This is a genomic window from Lentzea sp. NPDC058436, assembly GCF_042721515.1.
GTDB lineage: Bacteria > Actinomycetota > Actinomycetes > Mycobacteriales > Pseudonocardiaceae > Lentzea.
The window spans coordinates 944,860-965,468 of sequence record NZ_JBHXLF010000002.1 but is presented as its reverse complement, the minus strand read 5'-3'; the positions used below and the strand labels follow the sequence as shown (position 1 = coordinate 965,468).

Sequence of the window (20,609 nt, the reverse complement as noted above, 5' to 3'; positions counted from 1 at the left end):
TCGCGCGCTCTCACCACCGGCGCGGCCCGCTTCAGGAATCCTGCCGGAAGTGCCGGTACTGCTCCTGGACAGCGCCCGTCACGTTCTGAGCGATCGGACTGGCGACGTTGTCGGCGAAGTCCGCCGTAGCGTCCTGGACGAACTGACTCGTCCCAGGGGCGTTCGGGTGCTCCCTCTGCATCCGGTACGCGGCGAACATCTTCACCGAAGACCAGAACGCCTTGCCTTGAGGAGTCTTGCTCCATTTTGCGACACCGGCGCCGACAGCGGCAACGCCGGCTATTACTGCGGGCAGTGGCACGGGGATTACCTCCGAATGATCAGGTTCTGCACCACAAGAACACATCAGCACTTGAAACAGTTCCATGCGCGCCCGCACATCACCCCAAAGGCGCAGTGCCATTCAGCACCCAAATAGATTGACGTACGCCAATTGTTTCTTCCGAAGGTGGAATTCACGCTGGACCGAGCACGTGACGACCAGCTGCGAACAGCGCGGGCGTTCTCGGAGAAGCGCAAGCCGGAGTTCAAGGGTCGTTAGCATCGCCGCGTGAGCCCTGTCGTGATCATCGACCTCGACGACTGCCTGATCCCGGACGGCACCGCCGCGCGCGCCGCCATAGCCGCGGTGCTGGACGAGCTCTCGATCACCGCGGACGACCTGGCGGTCGACACCGTGCTGGCGGCCGCCCGGCGGGAGTGGCGGGACAACCGGCAGGTCACGCATCGCGAGGTCGAACGGGTCGCGTCCTGGGAGGCGCTCTGGGCGGACTTCCACGAGCTGCCGATGCCGCGCGAGATCGTAGAGTCCCTGGTCGGCAACGACGTGCGCGCGTGGCGCCTCGCGCTAGACGACCTGGGCAGCTCAGCCGACGCCACCACCGCCGCACTGGCGTTCCGCAGGCTGCGCCGGGCGCTGGTGGTCCCGTTCCCCGGTGTGGAGCAGGCGCTGAAGTCGCTCGCCGAACGGCACGAGCTGTGGCTGGCCACCGACGGCTGCCGGTCGCTGCAGCGCGCGAAGATCGCGCTGTCCGGGCTCGCCGACCGGTTCCAGCGCGTGTTCGTCTCGGGCGAGGTCGGCCACCCCAAGGGCACGCCGGAGTTCACGGCCGCCGTCAGCACCGCGCTGACGGAGGGTCGGACGGTCTGCTTCGTCGTGGGCGACAGCGAGACCACCGATCTCCTGCTCGCGGAGACCGGTGGCTGGCCGTTCCTGCGCATCACCGACGAGATGAGGTTCGCCGGGGCGCCTGCTTTCTGCCGCTGCCCCTAGACGTCGTTGGCCGCGATGTACCCGAACGTCATTGCGGGCCCGATCGTCGACCCCGCCCCGGCGTAGCTGCGCCCCATCACGGCCGAGCTGACGTTGCCCGCCGCGTACAGGCCGGGGATCACCGAACCGTCCGGCCGCAGCACGCGGGCGCGCGCGTCGGTCACCAGGCCGCCCTTGGTGCCGAGGTCGCCGGGCACGATCTTGAAGGCGTAGAACGGCGGTGCCCACAGCGGTGCGAGGCACGAGTTCGGGAAGACCGCCGGGTCGGTGTAGTAGTGGTCGTAGGCGCTGTCGCCGCGCTTGAAGTCGGGGTCGCGGCCCAGCACGGCCTGGCCGTTGAACCGGCTGACGGTGGACTTCAGGTTCCCGGCCGGGACGCCGATGGCCGAGGCCAGGCCGTCGAGGGACCAGTTCTTCACGACCGCGCCCGACTGGTACCAGCCGTCCGGCAGCGGCAGGGTCGGCGCCACGTCGGCGAAGAGGTACCTGTTGCGGTAGTTCTGGTCCACGACCAGCCACGAGGGGATGCACGGGTCGGTGGGGTTCTTGTCGTACATGACGTGCACGACGTCGCTGTAGGGCGCGGCCTCGTTGACGAACCTGCGGCCGGCCGCGTTGATCATCAGGCCGCCGGGCAGCGTGCGTTCGGCCAGGCAGAAGTACGGGGAGCCGGGGGTCGGGATGGCAGGACCCCACCAGGCGTCGTCCATCAGGTCGAGAGCGGCGCCGGCGCGCTGGCCCGCGCGGTGGCCGTCGCCGGTGTTCTCCTTCGCGCCGACCGTCCACTGTGTACCGATCGGCTGGCGTTGGTACTGGGCGCGCATGGCGGCGTTGTGCTCGAAGCCGCCGGAGCCCATGATCACGCCACGGCGGGCGCGCACGACTCCCCTTGAGGTCAGCACTCCGCGCACTGCGCCGTTCTCCACCACGAGGTCCTGCAGGCCTGTGTTCAGCCACACCGGGACGTTCGACTGCAGCAGGCCCGCGCGCAGGCCACCGGCCAGTGCCTGGCCCATCGTCAGCGGCTTCTCCCCCGCCAGTGAGGCCGCCGCACCTCGGGCGAGTGCCGCGGCGGCCGTCGCGGCGCCCTTCGCGTTGACCAGGGCGAGGGCGAGCCACTTGTAGTCCGCGCCGTAGATGACCATGCCCGCCGGCGTGGCGAGGTAGGGCGCGTTCAGGTTCGCGAGCTCGGCGCCGAGGACGCGGCCGTCGAGCACCTCCGGTTCGATCGAGCGGCCCTTCGCGATGCCGCCGGGGAACTCGGGGTAGTAGTCGCTGTAGCCGTCCATGTGCCGGAAGCGCAGCGGGCTGTTCCGCATGACGAACGAGATCATCTGCGGCCCTTGCGACAGGTAGGCCTGCTGACGGGCCAACGGGATGTTGCCCACCACCGCCGCCAGGTACTGCGCGGCCTTCGCGGGCGTGTCCGGGACTCCCGCGGCGAGGATCACCTCGTTGTTGGGGATCCAGATGCCGGCGCCCGACCGCGCGGCCGAGCCGCCGTACGTCGGGGCCTTCTCCACGACCACGCAGCTCAGGCCGCGCTTGGCGGCCGTCAGCGCGGCGGTCATGCCCGCCGCGCCCGCGCCCACCACCACGACGTCGAACTCGCCGAGGTCCGCGGCGGCGGAACCGGGCTTGACCAGTCCGGAGGCCAGCGCGAGGCCGGCTCCGGCGAGCACCTGACGGCGGTTCAGGTTCACGGTGTCACTCCAGACATCGTCTTCCGGTGGTCCCAGCTGGCGGTCTTCGTCGGACGGAAGATCACGGCGACGCGCCTCGACATCGCCTTGCGCAACGCGTCACGTGCCTGCGGGTCGTCGCCGACCTCGCCGAAGTTGCGCGCCACCACGGCGTCCACGACCGGGCCGAGGTCCGTGAACTCCGTGACGCCCTCCATGTGCACGCCGCGCAGCTGGTCGTAGGACTCCCCCGCCTCGGCCAGCACGCTGCAACGCGGATCACGTCGCAGGTTCATGATCTTCTGCGACTTGCGGTCCGTGCAGAACACGATCTCGCCGTCCACCCACGCGAACCACATCGGCGCCAGGTGCGGCAGCCCGTTGCGTCCGATCGTGGCCACGATCAACGTCTTCTGCCCGCGCAGGAACTCCTCGACCTCGCCGGCCGACATCCTGATAGCATCACGCACGGTCCCGCAGCTTTCGCTTGTACAACTTGCCATTGGGATCACGCGGCAGTTCGGTCATGTACTCGACCGTGCGCGGCAGCTTGAACTTGGCGAGCCGCGTGCGCGCGAACTCCAGCAGTTCCTCGGTCAGCGCCTCGTCCCCGTCCACCCCGTCCACGGGCTGCACGACGGCCTTGATCGCCTCGCCCCAGTCCGCGTGCGGCACACCGAACACCGCCACGTCCGCGACCTTCGGGTGGCAGATCAGCTCGCCCTCGATCTCGGCCGGGTAGATGTTCACGCCACCCGAGATGATCATGTCGTTCTTGCGGTCGCACAGGAACAGGTAGCCGTCGGAGTCCAGATACCCGATGTCCTGCAACGTGAACAGCTTCCCGACGCGCGCGGCACGGGTCTTCTCGGAGTCCTTGTGGTACTCGAACGTCGAGTCACCCATCCGCATGTAGACGAGCCCCTGCTCGCCCACCGGCAGCTCGGTGCCGTCCTCGCCCAGGATCTTGATCTCGGACGTCGGCCACGGCAGCCCGACGGAACCCGGCTTGCGCAACCACTCGGTGGCGCTGATCGCGGTTCCGCCGCCCTCGGTGGCCGCGTAGTACTCGATCACGACCGGTCCCCACCAGTCGAGCATGCGGCGCTTGACCTCCAGCGGGCACGGCGCGGCGCCGTGGATCATCGAACGCAGCGAACCCATGTCGTACTTGGCTTTGACGTCGTCCGGCAGCGCCAGCAGGCGGTGGAACTGGGTCGGCACCATGTGGCTGTGGGTGACCTTGTGGCGTTCGATCAGCCGCAGCATCTCCTCCGGCGCCCAGTGGTCCATGAGCACCGCGGTGTGGCCGAGCTGGATGGAGATGGTCACGAAGTTGAGCACGGCCGTGTGGTAGAGCGGAGAACCGCACAGGTGCACGTGCCCGTCGTGCGGCTTGATGCCGAAGATGCCGAAGAACCAGGGGGCGGACGGCGGCACGTTGTCGGGATCCGCGCCGGTCAACGGCCTGCGCACGCCCTTCGGCCGCCCGGTGGTGCCGGACGTGTAGAGCATCGGTGAGCCGGTGGTCCGGCCGTCCGGCCTGCCCTCCTCGCCCTCGCCGAGCGTCGCCAGCGGTGCGAAACCCTCGATCTCACCGACCGCGAACCGCGCCTCGGCGGGCAGACTCGCCGCGGCTTCGGCAGCGGCGGCGGCAAAGCGTTCGTGCGCGACGAAAGCCTTGGCACCGCTGTCCTGCACGAGATACGCGACCTCGGCCCCGGTCAGGTGCCAGTTGGCCATCACGACGTAGAGGCCGGTCTGGTAGGCGGCGAAGTACACCGCCACCAGGTCGGCGCTGTTGGGCAGCATCAGCACGATGCTGTCGCCGGGTTGCAGGCCCAGTGCCCGGAACCCGCGCCCGTAGCGGTTCGCGTCGTCCGCGAGCCCGGAGTAGGTGATCTCGCGACCACTCGGATCGACCAGCGCGGTCAGGTCCGGCTGATCGGCAGCGATGTTCCAGAGTCCTGTGACCACACCCTCAAAGTAGAACGCGTTTCACCTACTGACAAGCCTCCGACAAGGCCTTGATCGAGGCAACGTCGCGGCATCCGACGAGCAGCGTCGTGACGCCCGCCTTCTCCCACCGGCGGACCTCCTCGCGCACGTGCTCGGCGTCGCCCACGATGCTGATCTCGGCCACCAGCTCGTCCGGGACCACCCGCGCCGCCTCGTCCTTGCGCCCGGCCTGGAACAGCTCGCCGATGTCGCGCACGACCTCGCCGTAGCCCATGCGCGTGAACACCTCGGCGTGGAAGTTCATGCCGGGCGCGCCCATTCCGCCGATGTAGAGAGCGACGAACGGCTTCAGCATGGCCCGCACCGACGCCGGATCGTCCGTCACGACGACCTGGCAGGTGGCGGCGACCTCGAAGTTCTCCCTGCTCCGGCCCGACTTGGCGAAGCCCTCGTCGAGCCACTCGTCGTACATGCCGGCAAGCCTGGGCGCGTAGTAGATGGCGAGCCACCCGTCCGCGATCTCCGACGTCAGCGCGACGTTCTTCGGACCCTCGGCGCCCAGCCAAATGGGCAGGTCAGCGCGCAACGGGTGGGTGATGGGCTTGAGCGGCTTGCCCAGCCCCAGAGCACCAGGCCCCTGGTACGGCAACGGGTAGTGCGGACCGTCGTTGCGCACCGGCGCCTCGCGGGCCATCACCTGCCTCAGGATCGACACGTACTCCCTGGTCCTGGCCAGGGGTTTCGCGAACGGCCGCCCGTACCAGCCCTCCACGACCTGCGGCCCCGAGACGCCGAGCCCGAGGATGAACCTCCCGCCGGACAGGTGGTCCAGCGTCAACGCGTGCATCGCGCAAGCGGCCGGCGTGCGCGCCGACATCTGCACGACGGACGTGCCGAGCCGCACCCTCGAAGTCTCGGATCCCCACCACGCCAACGGGGTGAACGCGTCCGATCCCCACGCTTCCGCGGCGAAGACCGCGTCGAAGCCGAACTCCTCCGCCGCCGCCACGAGTTCGGCGGCGTTCAGGGGCGGCTGAGCACCCCAGTACCCGAGCTGCAGACCGAGCTTCATGCACCCATCTTGCCACCATTTCGAGAACCTGTTTCACTTTGATCTGTGACTCGGCCGCTGAGTGCTCCGCTCGACGTTGGCTTCGACTACACGCGTTCCCTCGGCCCGACGCTGGGCCGGTTCCTCTCTGATCTGCGCCGCCGCAGGGTGACCGGGATCCGGGGAAGTGACGGGCGCGTGCACGTGCCGCCGCTCGAATACGACCCCGTGACCGCCGAACGCCTCCACGAGTTCGTGGACGTGACGGCGACCGGTGTCGTGCGCGGGTGGTCGTGGATTCCCGAGCCCCTCGAAGGACAGCCGCTAGACCGGCCGTTCGCGTGGGCGCTGATCCAGCTCGACGGCGCGGACACCTCGATGCTGCACGCCGTCGACGCCGGTTCGCCGGACCGGATCTCCACCGGAACACGCGTGCGTGCGAGGTGGCGTGAAGAACGGGTCGGCGCGATCACCGACATCGAGTGCTTCGAGATCTCCGACGAGCCCGCCGCGGAACCGGCCGACGCCGAGGACGTCACGATGGTGACCACGCCGGTGAACCTGCACTACACGCACTCGGCGTCACCGACGGAGGACCCGTTTCTGCGCGGCCTCATGGAAGGCAGGCTGATCGCCCAGCGCTGCCCGTCGTGCGAGAAGGTCTACTTCCCGCCGCGACCGGCCTGTCCCACCGACGGCGTGCCGACGACGGACCAGATCGAGCTCTCCGACCGCGGCACGATCACGACGTTCTGCGTGGTCAACGTGCCGTTCCTGGGCCAGCGCATCCCGCCGCCGTACGTCTCGGCGTACGTGCTGCTCGACGGCGCGGACATCCCGTTCCTGCACCTGCTGCTCGGCGTCGCGCCCGAGGACGTGCGGATGGGCATGCGCGTCGAGGCGGTCTGGAAGCCGCGCGAGGAGTGGGGACCGACGATGCAGAACATCGACCACTTCAAGCCGTCCGACGAACCGGACGCGCCGTTCGACTCCTACTCCCAGCACCTGTGAGGCTCGCGTGCGTGACATTGCGGTAGTCGGCTTCGCGCAGACGCCCTGCGTGCGCGAGACCGACGGCACCACCAACGGTGTCGAGATGCTGGTCCCGATCTTCCACGAGGTGCTCGGCGGCCTGGGACTCACCAAGACCGACATCGGCTTCTGGTGCTCGGGCTCGTCGGACTACCTGGCCGGGCGGGCGTTCTCGTTCGTCTCGGCGGTGGACGCGATCGGCGCCTTCCCACCGATCGCCGAGTCCCACGTCGAGATGGACGCGGCCTGGGCGCTGTACGAGGCGTGGGTGAAACTGCTCTGCGGAGAGATCGACACCGCCTTGGTCTACGGCTTCGGCAAGTCGTCAGCGGGCCAGTTGCGGCGGGTCATGGCGATGCAGCTCGACCCCTACCTCGTCACTCCGCTGTGGCCGGACACGCTCGGCCTCGCCGGCATCCAGGCGCGGATGGGCATCGAGAACGGGCTGTGGGACGAACGCGCGATGGCGTCCGTGGCCGCGCAGAGCCGTGCCAACGCGCTGTCGAACCCACTGGCCCAGCTGTCCGGTGAGGTCGACGCCGACGAGCTGCTGAGCCTTCCGTACGTGGCGGACCCGTTGCGGCGTCACGACTGCGCCCCGATCACGGACGGCGCGGCCACCATCGTGCTGGCCGCCGGTGACAAGGCGCGCGAGCTGTGCGAACGCCCCGCGTGGATCACCGGGCTGGCGCACCGCGTCGACTCACCGTCGTTCGGCACGCGTGATCTCACAACCTCCCCGTCCACGGTCGCCGCGGGCAAGGCGGCGGGCGCCGACGGAGTCCAGGTCGCCGAGCTGCACGCGCCGTTCAGCCACCAGGAGATCCTGCTGCGCCAGGCACTCGGGCTCGGTGACGACGTGCGCGTCAACCCGTCGGGCGGGGTGCTCGCGGGCAACCCGATGTTCTCCGCCGGTCTGGCGCGCATCGGCGAGGCCGCGCGCCGGATCCACGACGGCACGGCCCAGAAGGTCCTCGGGCACGCGACCAGCGGCCCGTTGCTCCAGCAGAACCTCGTCTGCGTCATGGAAGGGCGGGAGTAGATGCGACCGGCAGCAGTGGTCGGCACCGGCCAGACGCACCACGCCGCGAAGCGCCTCGACGTGTCGATGGCGGGCCTGTGCCGCGAGGCGATCGACCGCGCGATGGCCGACGCCGGCGTCGACTGGTCCGACATCGACGCCGTGGTGCTCGGCAAGGCACCTGACCTGTTCGAGGGCGTGATGATGCCCGAGCTGTTCCTCGCGGACGCGCTGGGCGCCGTCGGGAAACCGTTGCTGCGCGTGCACACCGCCGGTTCGGTCGGCGGCAGCACGGGCAACGTGGCCGCGTCGCTCGTCCAGTCCGGCGTCCACGACCGCGTGCTGGCCGTGGCGTTCGAGAAGCAGTCCGAGTCCAACGCGATGTGGGCGCTGTCCGTGCCGACGCCGTTCACCATGCCGGTGCACGCGGGCGCGGGCGGCTACTTCGCACCGCACGTGCGTTCCTACATCCGCCGGGCGAGCGCACCTGAGCACATCGGCGCGATGGTCGCCGCCAAGGACCGCCGCAACGGCTCGAAAAACCCCTACGCACACTTGAAACAACCGGACATCACCGTCGAGTCGGTGCAGGCCTCCACCATGCTGTGGGACCCGATCCGGTACGACGAGACGTGCCCGTCGTCGGACGGCGCCTGCGCGGTCGTCATCTCCTCCGAACCCACCTCGGGCAAGGCGGCCTGGATCCGCGCGACCGCGATGCGCACCGAGCCGACGACGTTCGCCGGCCGCGACCAGGTCAACCCGCAGGCCGGTCGCGACGCCGCGAAAGCGCTGTGGAAGCAGGCGGGCATCACCGACCCGCTGTCCGAAGTGGACGCCGCCGAGATCTACGTGCCGTTCTCCTGGTTCGAGCCGATGTGGCTGGAGAACCTCGGCTTCACCGACGTCGGCCAGGGCTGGAAGCTCACCGAGGCGGGCGAGACCGAGATCGGCGGCCGCCTGCCCGTGAACCCGAGCGGCGGCGTGCTCTCGTCCAACCCCATCGGCGCGTCAGGGCTCCTGAGGTTCGCCGAGGCCGCGATGCAGGTCATGGGCACCGCAGGAGACCACCAGGTCGACGGCGCGCGGGTCGCGCTGGGCCACGCCTACGGCGGTGGTTCGCAGTTCTTCGCCATGTGGGTCGTCGGATCGGAGAAGCCATGAAGTTCACGGTCGGCATCGCCATGAGCCCGCTCGACCAGCTGACCGAGTTGGCCCAGACCGCCGAGGAGTGCGGTTACGCCTCCATCGCGCTGCCGGACTCCCTCTTCTTCTCGGAGAAGGTCTCCGCGGACTACCCGTACACGCCGGACGGCTCGCGGATGTGGAACGCCGACACCCCGTGGGTCGACCCGTTCGTCGCGGCGGCCGCGATGGGCGCGGTGACGTCCCGGATCAACTTCTACACCCAGGTCCTGAAACTGGGCTCCCGCAACCCGCTCCTGCTCGCGCGCCAGGTCGGGTCGGTCGCGCACCTGACCGGCAACCGGTTCGGGTTCGGCGTCGGCCTCGGCTGGTCGCCGGAGGAGTTCGAGTGGTGCGGCGTGCCGTTCAAGAACCGCGGCCCGCGCGTGGACGAGATGATCGACGTGCTGAAGCTCGTGCTGGGCGGCGGCATGGTCGAGTACCACGGCGACTACTTCGACTTCGACCGGCTGCAGATGTCGCCGGCACCCACTTCGCCGGTGCCGTTCTACGTCGGTGGCCACTCCCCCGCCGCGTTGAAGCGCGCTGCCCGCGTCGGTGACGGCTGGACGTCGGCGATGATCAAGTTCGAGGAGCTGAAGTCGGTCATCGCGACGCTCGACGACCTGGGCGCGTTCGAGAAGCCGTTCGAGATCCAGGCCGTGTGCATCGACCGGTTCGGGCTCGACGGGTACAAGCAGCTGGCCGAGGTGGGCGTGACCGACACGATCGTCGTGCCGTGGCTGTTCTACGGCGTCGGTTTCGACGGCAGCCTGCAGGCCAAGAAGGACGGACTTCGGCGCTTCGCCGACGAGGTGATCGGAGAGCTCGCGTGACCGCAGTGACCTGGACGGCGTCCAAGACCGAGACACCCGCCCGCGTGGCCTCCTGGCGTTCGATGGAGGCCGTGTCCAGCGGCAAGAAGGACGAATGGCTGGCCCTCTTCGCCGAGGACGCCGTCGTCGAGGACCCGGTGGGCCCGTCGATGTTCGACAACGAGGGCAAGGGCCACCACGGCAAGGAGGCGATCGCGGCCTTCTGGGACCTCGCGATCGCCAACGTCGAACGCTTCGAGTTCGCGATGCACGACTCGTTCGCGGCCGGTTCCGAGTGTGCGAACGTCGGCACGATCACCGCGTTCCTGCCCGGTGGCGCGCGCGTCGACACCGAGGGCGTGTTCGTCTACAACGTGGGCGAGGACGGCCTGATCAAGTCGATGCGGGCGTTCTGGGAGACCGAACGCGCGATGGCGACCCTGCGCATCGAGTCCTGAACACGTGGCGAGGCCCCCTCCGCGACACCGGAGGGGGCCTCAGTCGTTCTCACGCGTACTGGACGCGGAACTCCTTGATGCCGTTGAGCCAGCCCGAACGCAGCCGCCGCGGCTCGGCGACCTGCCTGATGTTCGGCATGGCGTCGGCGATCGCGTTGAAGATCAGGTCGATCTCCAGCCGGGCGAGGTTCGCGCCGATGCAGAAGTGCGCGCCACTGCCGCCGAACCCGAGATGCGGGTTGGGGTCGCGGGTGATGTCGAACGTCTCCGGGCTCTCGAAGACCTCCTCGTCGAAGTTGGCCGACGAGTAGAACATCCCGACCCGTTGCCCCTGCTTGATCTCCACGCCGCCGAGCTCGGTGTCGGCCATCGCCGTGCGCTGGAACGACACGACCGGCGTGGCCCAGCGGACGATCTCGTCGCCGGCCGTCGCGGGGCGCTGGTCCTTGAACAGCTCCCACTGCTCGGGGTGGTCGAAGAACGCCTTCATGCCGTGCGTGATGGCGTTGCGCGTGGTCTCGTTGCCCGCCACGGCGAGCAGGAGCACGAAGAACCCGAACTCCTCGGACGCGAGCCCGGCGCCGTCCACGTCGGCCTGGACGAGCTTGGTGACGATGTCCTGGCGCGGGCACTTGCGCCGGTCCTCCGCCATCGTCCACGAGTAGCCGAGCAGCTCGGTGGCCGCGGTCAGCGGCTCGATCTCGAACTCGGGGTCGTCGTAGGCGATCATCTGGTTCGACCAGTCGAAGATCTTGCGCCGGTCGTCCTGCGGGATGCCGATCAGCTCGGCGATGGCCTGCAGCGGCAGCTCGCACGCCACGTCCGAGACGAAGTCACCGCTGCCCTTCTCCAACGCCTCCGCCACGATCCGCTCGGCGCGGGAGGCGAGCGCCTCGCGCAGGCTGTTCACGGCGCGGGGCGTGAATCCGCGCGAGACGATCGCGCGCTGCTTGGTGTGCGTCGGCGGGTCCATGTTGAGCAACAACAGCCGCTGCATCTCGATGTTGTCGCGCGGCATGTCCTCCTTGAACCGGATGATCGCCGTGTTCTCGCGACTGGAGAAGAGTTCGCTGTTGCGCGAGATCTCCTTGACGTCGCGGTGCTTCGTCACGACCCAGAAGCCGTCGTCGGGGAACCCGGCCGATCCCTGCGGGATGGAGTTCCACCAGATCGGCGCGGTCTGGCGCAGTTCGGCGAACTCCTCGAACGGCAGCCTGCTCGCGTACATGTCGGGGTCGGTGAAGTCGAAGCCTTCCGGGATGCGCGGCTTGCTCACGAGCAACCTCCTAGGTGGAACGCGTTCTATCCGATTCAAACACGGTTGCGCCTTGTGTTGAAGCCCCCACACGGCCAATCTGGAGCTTCACAGGAACGTGTTCTAGTTTCCAGCCTAGGAGGCTCGCGTGGGCAGTCCGGTGATCGTGGGAGCGGTGCGCACGCCCATCGGCAGGCGGAACGGCTGGTTGTCCGGCCTGCACGCGGCCGAGCTCCTCGGCGCGGCACAACGAGGTCTTCTTGACAGGACCGGTCTTGATCCGTCCACCGTCGAACAGGTCATCGGCGGCACCGTCACCCAGGCGGGCGAGCAGTCGAGCAACATCACCAGGACCGCCTGGCTGCACGCCGGCCTGCCGCAGACCACCGGCGCCACCACGATCGACGCCCAGTGCGGCTCGGCCCAGCAGTCCACGCACCTCGTCGCCGGACTCATCGCGGCGGGCGTCATCAACGCCGGCATCGCGTGCGGCGTGGAGGCGATGAGCCGCGTGCCGTTGCGCAGCAACATCAGCGAGACGACCGGCCTGCCCCGCCCCGACTCGTGGACGATCGACCTGCCCAACCAGTTCGTCGCCGCCGAACGGGTGGCCGCCCGGCGTGGCATCGGCCGCGAGGAGGTCGACCGGTTCGGCGTCCAGTCGCAGAACCGGGCGCGGGCGGCGTGGGCGGCGGGCCGGTTCACCGCAGAGGTCGTGCCGGTGAAGGTCGGCGAGGACCTGGTGGACACCGACCAGGGGCTCCGCGAGACGTCCCTCGAAGCGCTGGCCACGCTGAAGCCCGTCGTACCGGACGGCGTGCACACCGCCGGCACGTCGTCGCAGATCTCGGACGGCGCCTCGGCCGTGATGGTCGTGGACGAGGAGTTCGCGCGGGCGCACGGCCTCACCCCGCGGGCGCGGATCGTCACGCAGTGCCTGGTCGGATCGGACCCGTACTACCACCTGGACGGGCCGGTCGACGCCACCGCGCGGCTGCTGGAGCGCAGCGGCATGAAGATGGCCGACATCGACCTGTTCGAGGTCAACGAGGCGTTCGCCTCCGTCGTCCTGTCGTGGGCGTCGGTGCACCGGCCGAACCTGGACCGGGTCAACGTCAACGGCGGCGCCATCGCCATCGGCCACCCCGTGGGCAGCTCCGGTACGCGGCTGATCACGACCGCGCTGCACGAGTTGGAGCGCCGGGACGCGACGACGGCGTTGATCACGATGTGCGCGGGCGGTGCCATGGCGACCGGCACGATCATCGAACGGATCTGAGGTCGGCCGCCGGGTACGGGGTCCGCCGGCTCTCGTGCTGGAAGCGGCGGTAGAAGTCCTTCATGATCGCGGCGACGTCGTTGTGGCGGTGGAGGATCTGCTTGATTCGCGGCGGGACTCCTTGTGAGCGGGAGGAGTGCGAGAACCACCACACCAGGTGTGTGACGGTGTAGTGGCGGTCGTAGTCGTGGTGCTCGGTGAGGAACGCGGTCTCCTCCTCGGACAGGTCGAACCGGGAGGAGATCGCCAGGCCGTAGTCGGCGAAGTAGAGGCGTTCGCCGTCGGTGAGGACGTTCTGGAAGTGAGCGTCGAAGTGCAGGAGGCCCTGGGAGTTCATGAACTCCACGCCGGCTGCCACCGCTCCCACCTCGAACGCCGGGTCGTTGAGCCCACGCGAGGCTGTGGACGAAGCACTCCGGAAACGGCACGATGCTCGCAGCGGGGTTCCGCAGCGCCTCGATCCAGCGCCGGATCTCCGTTCCCCTGTCAGCAGCCGCCTCAGCCCCCGAAAGCAATTGCCCGGGCTGCGGCGGGCGCGCTCAGGAGTACATCAACGACGACCTCCGCGGTCGCACACCAGCACCCGTCTGCAGGAGGAACGTCGGGCCGGCAGCAGCACTCGTCGCCTACCGATACCGACCAGACGAGCGGTGTCAGCAGATCGGCGTCGTCGGACTCTCCGACCGCGGCTCCGGTCGTACAGCGGCAACGGCTTCACGAACACCCCGTGCCTCCGACGGCCGGCAAGACCGTCGGCACACCGATCCCCGCTTCACTCAGCCCGGCGCATTTCAGCAGGTCAGCGGACTACTGATCGCTGAGCCACGACAACGCGGCCCGCACGGCGGCGAGGCGGCTCACATGATCGAAGCTACTCGGCCCCGTACACCGGCACCGGGTGGTCGTCCGCAACGAGCTTGCGCACGACCGCACCCAGCTCGTCCGGCGACCAGCGCGAGCCCTTGTCGACCTCCGGCCCACGCCGCCAGCCGTGCACGACGCAGACGCGTCCGCCGTCGACCTCGAACATCCGCCCGGTCACGTCCCCTGCCTCCTCGCTGCCGAGCCACACGACCAGCGGTGAGATGTTCTCCGGCGCCATCGCGTCGAAGCCGTCCTCCGGTGCCGCCATCATGTCCGCGAACGTCGCCTCGGTCATCCGGGTCCGCGCGGCCGGGGCGATGGCGTTGACCGTGATGCCGTACCTGGCCAGTTCGGCTGCCGCGACCAGCGTCATCGAGGCGATGCCCGCCTTGGCCGCAGAGTAGTTCGCCTGGCCGACGCTGCCGAACAGGCCCGCGCCGGACGACGTGTTGATCACCCTGCCGGAGACGCGCCCGCCGGCCTTCGCCACGCCACGCCAGTGCGCTGCGGCGTGGTGCAGCGTCGCGAAATGACCCTTCAGATGAACCCGGACGACCTCGTCCCACTCGTCCTCGGCGCAGCTCACGACCATGCGGTCGCGCACGATGCCGGCGTTGTTCACGAGCACGTCCAGTCCGCCGAACTCCGACACCGCCGCCTCGACCAGCCGTTGCGCGCCCGCCCAGGTGCCGACGTCGTCGGTGTTGACGACCGCTCGGGGCCCGATAAGCTCCGCCACCTCGCCCGCGACCGCCGCCGACAGGTCGTTCACCACGACCCTGTAGCCGGCGGCACCGAACGCCAGCGCGTGGGCACGGCCGATGCCTCGGCCCGCCCCCGTCACGATCACGACCCGGCTCATGAAGGACCTCCATCGGCTGCGGTCAGGAACGCGGGTGCCTCTCCCCCGCCGTGCACGACCAGGGTCGCGCCGCTCACGTAGGACGCGAGCGGTGAAGCCAGGAACACCGCACAGGCTCCGACCTCGTCCGGCGAGGCGAGGCGCCCCAACGGCACGGTCTTCGCCACGGCCTCGATCCCGGCCTCGGAGCCGTAGTGCAGATGCGACTGCTCGGTGCGCACCATGCCCACGGCCAGCGCGTTGACCCGCACCTTCGGCGCCCACTCGACGGCCAGTGACGAGGTCAGGTTGTCGAGCCCGGCTTTCGCTGCGCCGTAGGCAGCGGTGCCGGGCGACGGACGCCGTCCGCTCACGCTGCTCACGTTGACGATCGAACCGCCACCGTCCTGCTTCTGCATGACGGAGTTGGCCGCCTGGGACACCAGCAGCGGTGCCAGCAGGTTCAGCTCGACGATCTTCGAGTGGAACCGCGGTGAGGCCTTGTCCGCCAACGCGAACGGCGCGCCGCCGGCGTTGTTCACCACGACGTCCAACCGGCCGTGTTCGGCGACGATCCCGGACACCAGGTCGGACACCTGGTCCGCGTCCCGCACGTCGCACGGCACGAAGGACGCGCCGTCGACCCCTGCGGGACGCCGAGCGCACGTCACGACGACGGCCCCGGCCGCGAGGAACGCGCGGGTGATGCCGAGACCGACACCCCGCACGCCGCCGGTCACCAGGACCACTGCTCCGTGAAGGTCCAGTTCCACAAGCACCTACCCCGGTCGCTTCGGCACTGCTAAATTACCAAGCAATCGCTTGGTTCGGAAGGCGGCTCCATGGGAATCTCCAGCAGCCACACCGAAAACGGCATCATCGAGGTCACCGTCGACTACCCCCCGGTCAACGCCATCCCGTCGCAGGGCTGGTTCGAGCTGGCCAGGGCCGTCGCGGCCGCGGGTGAGGACCCGGACGCGCGGGTGGTGATCCTGAGGGCCGAGAACCGCGGCTTCTGCGCGGGCGTCGACCTGAAGGAGATCCAGCGCGCCGAGGGGTACAACGCACTGGTGGCGGCGAACAGGGGGTGCGCCAAGGCTTTCGCGGCCGTGTACGACTGCGAGGTGCCGGTGATCGCCGCGGTGAACGGGTTCTGCCTCGGTGGCGGCGTCGGTCTGGTCGGCAACGCGGACATCATCGTGGCGTCCGACGACGCCACGTTCGGACTGCCCGAGGTCGATCGCGGGGCGCTCGGCGCGGCAACGCACCTGGCCAGACTCGTTCCGCAGCACCTCATGCGGACGCTGTATTACACCGCGCGCAACGTCAGCGCGCAGACCTTGCACCACCACGGCAGCGTCGTCGAGGTCGTGCCACGCGCACAGCTGGACGACGCGGCCCGTGAGATCGCCAAGGAGATCGCGAAGAAGGACACGTCGGTGATCCGGGCGGCCAAGGAGGCCATCAACGGCATCGACCCGCAGCGCGTGCACCAGAGCTACCGCTTCGAGCAGGGCTTCACCTTCGAGCTGAACCTCACCGGTGTGTCGGACCACGCCCGGCAGGCCTTCCTGGACGGAAACCATGCGCGACAAGCGAATGACAGCTGACGAGGTCGTCGGCACCATCAAGGACGGGATGACCGTCGGCATCGGCGGCTGGGGTTCGCGGCGCAAGCCGATGACGCTGGTCAAGGCGTTGCTGAGGAGTCCTGTCACAGACCTGACGGTCGTCACGTACGGCGGTGCGGACGCCGGGTTGCTGTGCGCGGCGGGCAAGGTCCGCAAGCTGGTCTACGGCTTCGTCTCGCTCGACTCGATCCCGTACGACCCGTGGTTCAAACGGGCGCGCGAGACCGGTGCGATCGAGGTCCTGGAGCTGGACGAGGGCATGTTCCAGACGGGGCTGCGGGCGGCGGCGCACCGGTTGCCGTTCCTGCCGATCAGGGCAGGCCTCGGCTCGGACGTTCTGAAGTACGCGCCCGAGCTCAAGACCGTGCGATCGCCTTACGACGACGGCGAAGAGCTGGTCGCCATGCCGGCGTTGAAGCTCGACGTCGCCCTGGTGCACCTCAACCGCGCCGACAGGCACGGCAACGCGCAGTACCTCGGGCCCGACCCGTACTTCGACGACCTGTTCTGCCTGGCCGCGGACCGGCGGTACGTCTCGTGCGAGCAGGTCGTGGAGACGTTCGACGGGCCGCCGCAGACGTTGCTGCTCAACCGGATGATGGTCGACGGCGTGGTGGAGGCACCGGGTGGTGCGGGGTTCACGAGCTGCGTGCCGGACTACGGCCGTGACGAGGCCCTGCAGCGCGAGTACGCCAACGCCGCCACGGACCTCGAACAGTGGCCCGGCTTCTACGAGAGGTTCGTCGGATGAGCGACATCACGCGAGCAGAGGTCTGCGTCGCCGCGTGCGCCGACCTGTTCCTCGGGGCCGGTGAGACGCTCGCCAGCCCGATGGGCCTCGTCCCGTCCCTCGGCGCGAAGCTCGCCCGCCTCACCTCCGAACCCGACCTGCTCCTCAGCGACGGCGAGGCGTTCCTGCTCACGCCCGAGTCCACTGTGGAGGGCTGGCTGCCGTACCGGAAGGTGTTCGACGTCGTCGCGCACGGCCGCCGGCACGTCGTGATGGGCGCGAACCAGGTCGACAGGTTCGGCAACCAGAACATCTCCGCGATCGGCGACCACGCCAGGCCGACCAGGCAGCTCCTGGGTTTCCGCGGCGCGCCGGGCAACACCGTCAACCACCGCACCAGCTACTGGGTGCCGCGGCACAGCCCGCGCGTGCTCGTCGAGGCGGTCGACGTCGTGTCCGGTGTCGGCTACGACCGGGCCGTCGGGCCGTTCCACGACGTGCACCGCGTCGTCACGAACCTCGCCGTGCTCGACTTCGGCACCCCCGACCACTCGATGCGCATCCTCTCGGTGCACCCCGGGGTGTCGGTCGACGAGGTCCAGAAGCAGACGTCGTTCCCGCTCGTCGCCGAGGACGTCACCGAGACCCGGCTGCCGACCGGCGAGGAACTCGACCTGATCAGGACGAGGCTCGACCCGGACGGCAAGCGGGACAAGGAAGTCCCGTCATGAGAACCGCGCTCACGGACCTGGTCGGCGTGCGGCACCCGGTCGTGCAGACCGGCATGGGCTGGGTCGCCGGCCCGCGCCTGGTGTCCGCGACCGCCGAAGCCGGTGGGCTCGGGATCCTGGCCTCGGCGACCATGACCTACTCCGAACTCGAAGCCGCGATCAAGGAGACCCGCTCTCGCACGTCCGCGCCGTTCGGGGTGAACCTCCGAGCGGACGCCCACGACGCCCCGGAACGGATCGACCTGCTGATCCGCGAACAGGTGAAGGTCGCCTCCTTCGCGCTGGCACCGAAACCGGACATGATCGCGAAGCTGAACGACGCCGGTGTCGTGGTGATCCCGTCGATCGGCGCGGCCAGGCACGCGGAGAAGGTCGCGAAGTGGGGCGCCCACGCGGTGATCGTGCAGGGCGGCGAGGGCGGTGGCCACACGGGAGGCGTGGCCACGACTCTGTTGCTCCCGAGCGTGCTGGACGCCGTGGACATCCCGGTGGTCGCGGCAGGTGGCTTCTTCGACGGACGAGGTCTCGCGGCGGCTCTCGCGTACGGCGCGGCCGGCATCGCGATGGGCACGAGGTTCCTGCTCACCCAGGAGAGCACGGTCCCGGACGCGGTCAAACAGGCCTACCTGCAACGGGATCTGAACGGCACGGTCGTGACCACGAGGGTCGACGGCCTCCCGCACCGGGTCCTGCGGTCCGACCTCGTCGAGCACCTGGAGAGGTCCGGGCGGGTCAGCAGTCTGGCGCGTGCCGTCACGAACGCGGCCAGGTTCCGGCAGCACACGGGGCTGACCTGGCGCGCGATGATCCGCGAGGGTCTGGCCATGAAGCACGGCAAGGAGCTCACGTGGTCGCAGGTGATCATGGCCGCGAACACGCCGATGCTCCTCAAGGCCGGTCTGGTCGAGGGCAGGACCGACGCGGGCGTGCTCGCGTCGGGTCAGGTCGCCGGACTGCTCGGCGACCTGCCGACGTGCGCGGACCTGATCGAGGCGATCGTGAAGGACGCCGAGGCGGCGATCGACCGGCTCAGAGACGTTCGATGATCGTCACGTTCGCCTGACCGCCGCCTTCGCACATCGTCTGCAACCCGAACCGGCCGCCCGTCCTCTCCAGCTCGTGCAGCAACGTCGTGAACAGCTTCGTGCCGGTCGCGCCGATCGGGTGGCCCAGGGCGAGCGCTCCCCCGTTGACGTTCACGCGTCCCAGGTCGATCTTCAGCTCCTTCGCCCAGGCCATGGCGACCGACGCGAACGCCTCGTTGATCTCGAACAGGTCGATGTCCGAAATGGACATACCGGCCCGTTCCAGCGCGTACTTCGTCGCCCTGATAGGCGCGGTGAGCATGTAGATCGGGTCGGAACCGCGGGCCGACATGTGGTGCACGCGGGCGCGGGGTGTCAGCTTGTGCTCGCGCACGGCCTGTTCCGACACGACCAGCACCGCCGAGGCACCGTCGGAGATCTGCGACGACAGCGCCGCCGTCGTCCGCCCGCCTGGCCGCAACGGCTGCAGCTTGGCCATCTTCTCGGCGCTGGTGTCCGGACGCGGGCACTCGTCGGCCGCGATCCCGTTGACCGGCGCGATCTCGCGGTCGAACCGGCCCTCCTTGATCGCGGTGATCGCCCGCAGGTGGCTCTGCAGCGCGAAGTCCTCCATCTCGCGCCGCGACAGGTCCCACCGCACGGCGATCAGGTCGGCCGCCCGGAACTGGCTGACCTCCTCGTCGCCGTAGCGGTGCTGCCAGCCCTCGCAGCCCTCGAACGGGCTGCCCGCCTGCGCACCTGCGGTCATGGCCGACCCGATCGGCACCTGCGACATGTTCTGCACGCCGCCCGCGACCACGACGTCGGCCGTGCCGCTCATCACCGCCTGCGCCGCGAAGTGCAGCGCCTGCTGGCTCGAACCGCACTGCCGGTCGACCGTCACGCCCGGAACCTGCTCCGGGAACCCCGCCGCCAGCCAGGACGTCCGCGCGATGTCGCCCGCCTGCGGCCCGACGGTGTCGACGCAGCCGAAGATCACGTCGTCCACGTCGATCGGGTCGACGTCGACCCGGTTGAGCAGCGCCGTGATCACGTGCGCGCCGAGATCTGCCGGGTGGACGTGGCTCAGTTCGCCACCACGCCTGCCCGCCGGGGTCCGCACAGCCTCGATGATGTACGCCTCGGCCACGAGGGGCCCTCCTTCAAGCTATGTCTTGGAGTTCTTCCGGCGGCCCGTGGCGATGCCGTCGAGCAGGATCGCGAGGTACTGGTCGGCCACCGCTTCCGCCTGCAGTTCGCCGTCCGGCCGGTACCAGCGCACGGCCACCCACACCGTGTCGCGGATGAACCGGTACGCGACGTCCACGTCGAGGTCGGCGCGGAACACGCCCGCGCTCATGCCCTCCTCCAGCAGCACCGTCCACAGCTTGCGGAACTCGACGCTGCGGTCGTCGATGTAGGAGAACCGCTCCAGGCCGGTGAGGTGCTTGGCCTCGTTCTGGTAGATCGCGACGGCGGCGTGCCGGGTGTCGATCGACTCGAACGACGCCACGACCAGCGCCTTCAGCGTCTGCTTCGGGCCGAGGCCCGCCTCGACGATCTCCCGGTACCGCGTGAACAGCTCGTCCAGGAACGTCCGCAGGATCTCGTCCACCATCGACTCCTTCGAGTCGAAGTGGTGGTAGAGGCTGCCGGACAGGATCCCCGCCGCGTCCGCGATGTCGCGCACGGTCGTCTGCCCGTACCCGCGTTCGGCGAACATCTTCGCCGCCAACGCGAGCAGTTCCTGCCTTCTGGTGCTCACCGGTCTTACCTT

The 20,609-nt window shown here is 69.3% G+C and carries 22 protein-coding genes; 11 read left to right on the top strand and 11 right to left on the bottom strand.

Translation table 11 applies throughout. The features are described from left to right. Positions 1-31: 31 nt before the first annotated feature. The gene (locus ACFWN2_RS11790; protein WP_382426855.1) at positions 32-403 is read right to left on the bottom strand and encodes a hypothetical protein; all 372 of its coding nucleotides are present in this window, start codon (positions 401-403) and stop codon (positions 32-34) included. Positions 404-550: 147 nt separating this feature from the next. On the opposite strand from ACFWN2_RS11790, the gene ACFWN2_RS11785 reads away from it, so the two are divergent. Then, positions 551-1,273 (top strand): HAD family hydrolase, encoded by a 723-nt coding sequence (locus tag ACFWN2_RS11785; RefSeq protein WP_382426853.1) that lies wholly within the window; start codon positions 551-553, stop codon positions 1,271-1,273. On the opposite strand, the gene kstD is transcribed toward ACFWN2_RS11785, so the two are convergent. From kstD to ACFWN2_RS11765, 4 genes are read right to left on the bottom strand one after another with little or no spacing between them, the layout of a single operon-like run. Then, positions 1,270-2,976: a 3-oxosteroid 1-dehydrogenase gene (gene kstD / locus ACFWN2_RS11780; RefSeq protein ID WP_382426851.1), complete on the bottom strand. Its 1,707-nt coding sequence runs from the start codon at positions 2,974-2,976 to the stop codon at positions 1,270-1,272. The two genes, ACFWN2_RS11785 and kstD, sit on opposite strands and share 4 nt — an antisense overlap. Next, positions 2,973-3,425, bottom strand: coding sequence for a pyridoxamine 5'-phosphate oxidase family protein (locus ACFWN2_RS11775; RefSeq protein ID WP_382426850.1), 453 nt, complete (start codon positions 3,423-3,425; stop codon positions 2,973-2,975). The genes kstD and ACFWN2_RS11775 overlap by 4 nt, the downstream gene beginning before the upstream one ends. Continuing rightward, positions 3,418-4,932 carry an acyl-CoA synthetase gene (locus ACFWN2_RS11770; protein WP_382426849.1) on the bottom strand — a complete coding sequence of 505 codons (1,515 nt, stop codon included), beginning with the start codon at positions 4,930-4,932 and terminating at the stop codon, positions 3,418-3,420. Before ACFWN2_RS11770 ends, ACFWN2_RS11775 begins: the two co-directional genes overlap by 8 nt. Positions 4,933-4,957: 25 nt before the next feature. Then, the gene (locus tag ACFWN2_RS11765) at positions 4,958-5,986 is read right to left on the bottom strand and encodes an LLM class F420-dependent oxidoreductase (protein WP_382426848.1); all 1,029 of its coding nucleotides are present in this window, start codon (positions 5,984-5,986) and stop codon (positions 4,958-4,960) included. Between the two features lie 45 nt (positions 5,987-6,031). Between ACFWN2_RS11765 and ACFWN2_RS11760 the strand changes: the two genes are divergently transcribed. The 5 genes from ACFWN2_RS11760 to ACFWN2_RS11740 are packed head-to-tail and all read left to right on the top strand — an operon-like array spanning position 6,032 to position 10,476. Then, positions 6,032-6,976: a Zn-ribbon domain-containing OB-fold protein gene (locus tag ACFWN2_RS11760; protein ID WP_382426846.1), complete on the top strand. Its 945-nt coding sequence runs from the start codon at positions 6,032-6,034 to the stop codon at positions 6,974-6,976. Positions 6,977-6,983: 7 nt separating this feature from the next. Beyond that, complete coding sequence (locus ACFWN2_RS11755) at positions 6,984-8,039, top strand: thiolase domain-containing protein (RefSeq protein ID WP_382426845.1); 1,056 nt, start codon at positions 6,984-6,986, stop codon at positions 8,037-8,039. After that, positions 8,040-9,182 carry a thiolase domain-containing protein gene (locus ACFWN2_RS11750; RefSeq protein ID WP_382426843.1) on the top strand — a complete coding sequence of 381 codons (1,143 nt, stop codon included), beginning with the start codon at positions 8,040-8,042 and terminating at the stop codon, positions 9,180-9,182. It abuts the gene before it with no gap. Then, on the top strand, positions 9,179-10,039 hold the full coding sequence (locus ACFWN2_RS11745; RefSeq protein WP_382426841.1) for a TIGR03619 family F420-dependent LLM class oxidoreductase: 861 nt from the start codon (positions 9,179-9,181) through the stop codon (positions 10,037-10,039). The genes ACFWN2_RS11750 and ACFWN2_RS11745 overlap by 4 nt, the downstream gene beginning before the upstream one ends. Continuing rightward, complete coding sequence (locus tag ACFWN2_RS11740) at positions 10,036-10,476, top strand: nuclear transport factor 2 family protein (protein WP_382426839.1); 441 nt, start codon at positions 10,036-10,038, stop codon at positions 10,474-10,476. Before ACFWN2_RS11745 ends, ACFWN2_RS11740 begins: the two co-directional genes overlap by 4 nt. A 49-nt stretch (positions 10,477-10,525) precedes the next feature. Here the strand turns inward: ACFWN2_RS11740 and ACFWN2_RS11735 are convergent, their stop codons facing one another. After that, a complete protein-coding gene (locus ACFWN2_RS11735) occupies positions 10,526-11,752 on the bottom strand; it encodes a cytochrome P450 (protein ID WP_382426837.1) in 1,227 nt (408 codons plus the stop codon). Between the two features lie 127 nt (positions 11,753-11,879). Here ACFWN2_RS11735 and ACFWN2_RS11730 point away from each other — a divergent pair, with 127 nt between their 5' ends. Continuing rightward, positions 11,880-13,010, top strand: coding sequence for a steroid 3-ketoacyl-CoA thiolase (locus ACFWN2_RS11730; protein WP_382426835.1), 1,131 nt, complete (start codon positions 11,880-11,882; stop codon positions 13,008-13,010). On the opposite strand, the gene ACFWN2_RS11725 is transcribed toward ACFWN2_RS11730, so the two are convergent. From ACFWN2_RS11725 to ACFWN2_RS11715, 3 genes are all read right to left on the bottom strand, one after another. Beyond that, the gene (locus ACFWN2_RS11725) at positions 12,994-13,368 is read right to left on the bottom strand and encodes a hypothetical protein (protein WP_382426833.1); all 375 of its coding nucleotides are present in this window, start codon (positions 13,366-13,368) and stop codon (positions 12,994-12,996) included. The genes ACFWN2_RS11730 and ACFWN2_RS11725 overlap by 17 nt on opposite strands. A 513-nt stretch (positions 13,369-13,881) precedes the next feature. Next, a complete protein-coding gene (locus ACFWN2_RS11720) occupies positions 13,882-14,736 on the bottom strand; it encodes an SDR family oxidoreductase (protein ID WP_382426832.1) in 855 nt (284 codons plus the stop codon). Further along, positions 14,733-15,494, bottom strand: coding sequence for an SDR family oxidoreductase (locus ACFWN2_RS11715; protein ID WP_382426830.1), 762 nt, complete (start codon positions 15,492-15,494; stop codon positions 14,733-14,735). The genes ACFWN2_RS11720 and ACFWN2_RS11715 overlap by 4 nt, the downstream gene beginning before the upstream one ends. Positions 15,495-15,557: 63 nt before the next feature. Between ACFWN2_RS11715 and ACFWN2_RS11710 the strand changes: the two genes are divergently transcribed. The 4 genes from ACFWN2_RS11710 to ACFWN2_RS11695 are packed head-to-tail and all read left to right on the top strand — an operon-like array spanning position 15,558 to position 18,853. Next, positions 15,558-16,325: an enoyl-CoA hydratase family protein gene (locus ACFWN2_RS11710; RefSeq protein ID WP_382426829.1), complete on the top strand. Its 768-nt coding sequence runs from the start codon at positions 15,558-15,560 to the stop codon at positions 16,323-16,325. After that, positions 16,300-17,097 (top strand): CoA transferase subunit A, encoded by a 798-nt coding sequence (locus ACFWN2_RS11705; protein ID WP_382426827.1) that lies wholly within the window; start codon positions 16,300-16,302, stop codon positions 17,095-17,097. The genes ACFWN2_RS11710 and ACFWN2_RS11705 overlap by 26 nt, the downstream gene beginning before the upstream one ends. Further along, a complete protein-coding gene (locus ACFWN2_RS11700; RefSeq protein ID WP_382426826.1) occupies positions 17,094-17,807 on the top strand; it encodes a CoA-transferase subunit beta in 714 nt (237 codons plus the stop codon). Before ACFWN2_RS11705 ends, ACFWN2_RS11700 begins: the two co-directional genes overlap by 4 nt. Further along, positions 17,804-18,853 (top strand): NAD(P)H-dependent flavin oxidoreductase, encoded by a 1,050-nt coding sequence (locus tag ACFWN2_RS11695; RefSeq protein WP_382426824.1) that lies wholly within the window; start codon positions 17,804-17,806, stop codon positions 18,851-18,853. The genes ACFWN2_RS11700 and ACFWN2_RS11695 overlap by 4 nt, the downstream gene beginning before the upstream one ends. Here the strand turns inward: ACFWN2_RS11695 and ACFWN2_RS11690 are convergent. Together ACFWN2_RS11690 and ACFWN2_RS11685 are read right to left on the bottom strand one after the other, a co-directional pair. Then, positions 18,837-19,982 (bottom strand): acetyl-CoA C-acetyltransferase, encoded by a 1,146-nt coding sequence (locus tag ACFWN2_RS11690; protein ID WP_382426822.1) that lies wholly within the window; start codon positions 19,980-19,982, stop codon positions 18,837-18,839. The two genes, ACFWN2_RS11695 and ACFWN2_RS11690, sit on opposite strands and share 17 nt — an antisense overlap. A gap of 18 nt (positions 19,983-20,000) precedes the next feature. Then, positions 20,001-20,597 carry a TetR/AcrR family transcriptional regulator gene (locus ACFWN2_RS11685; RefSeq protein WP_382426820.1) on the bottom strand — a complete coding sequence of 199 codons (597 nt, stop codon included), beginning with the start codon at positions 20,595-20,597 and terminating at the stop codon, positions 20,001-20,003. Between the last annotated feature and the right edge of the window lie 12 nt (positions 20,598-20,609).

What these genes read in the sequence shown, in the direction of transcription:
- ACFWN2_RS11790 (WP_382426855.1), bottom strand. Translation starts at nt 403, where the DNA reads ATGGCACTGCGCCTTTGGGGTGATGTGCGGGCGCGCATGGAACTGTTT.
- ACFWN2_RS11765 (WP_382426848.1), bottom strand. Translation starts at nt 5,986, where the DNA reads ATGAAGCTCGGTCTGCAGCTCGGGTACTGGGGTGCTCAGCCGCCCCTG.
- ACFWN2_RS11750 (WP_382426843.1), top strand. Translation starts at nt 8,040, where the DNA reads ATGCGACCGGCAGCAGTGGTCGGCACCGGCCAGACGCACCACGCCGCG.
- ACFWN2_RS11745 (WP_382426841.1), top strand. Translation starts at nt 9,179, where the DNA reads ATGAAGTTCACGGTCGGCATCGCCATGAGCCCGCTCGACCAGCTGACC.
- ACFWN2_RS11720 (WP_382426832.1), bottom strand. Translation starts at nt 14,736, where the DNA reads ATGAGCCGGGTCGTGATCGTGACGGGGGCGGGCCGAGGCATCGGCCGT.
- ACFWN2_RS11710 (WP_382426829.1), top strand. Translation starts at nt 15,558, where the DNA reads ATGGGAATCTCCAGCAGCCACACCGAAAACGGCATCATCGAGGTCACC.
- ACFWN2_RS11705 (WP_382426827.1), top strand. Translation starts at nt 16,300, where the DNA reads ATGCGCGACAAGCGAATGACAGCTGACGAGGTCGTCGGCACCATCAAG.
- ACFWN2_RS11700 (WP_382426826.1), top strand. Translation starts at nt 17,094, where the DNA reads ATGAGCGACATCACGCGAGCAGAGGTCTGCGTCGCCGCGTGCGCCGAC.
- ACFWN2_RS11695 (WP_382426824.1), top strand. Translation starts at nt 17,804, where the DNA reads ATGAGAACCGCGCTCACGGACCTGGTCGGCGTGCGGCACCCGGTCGTG.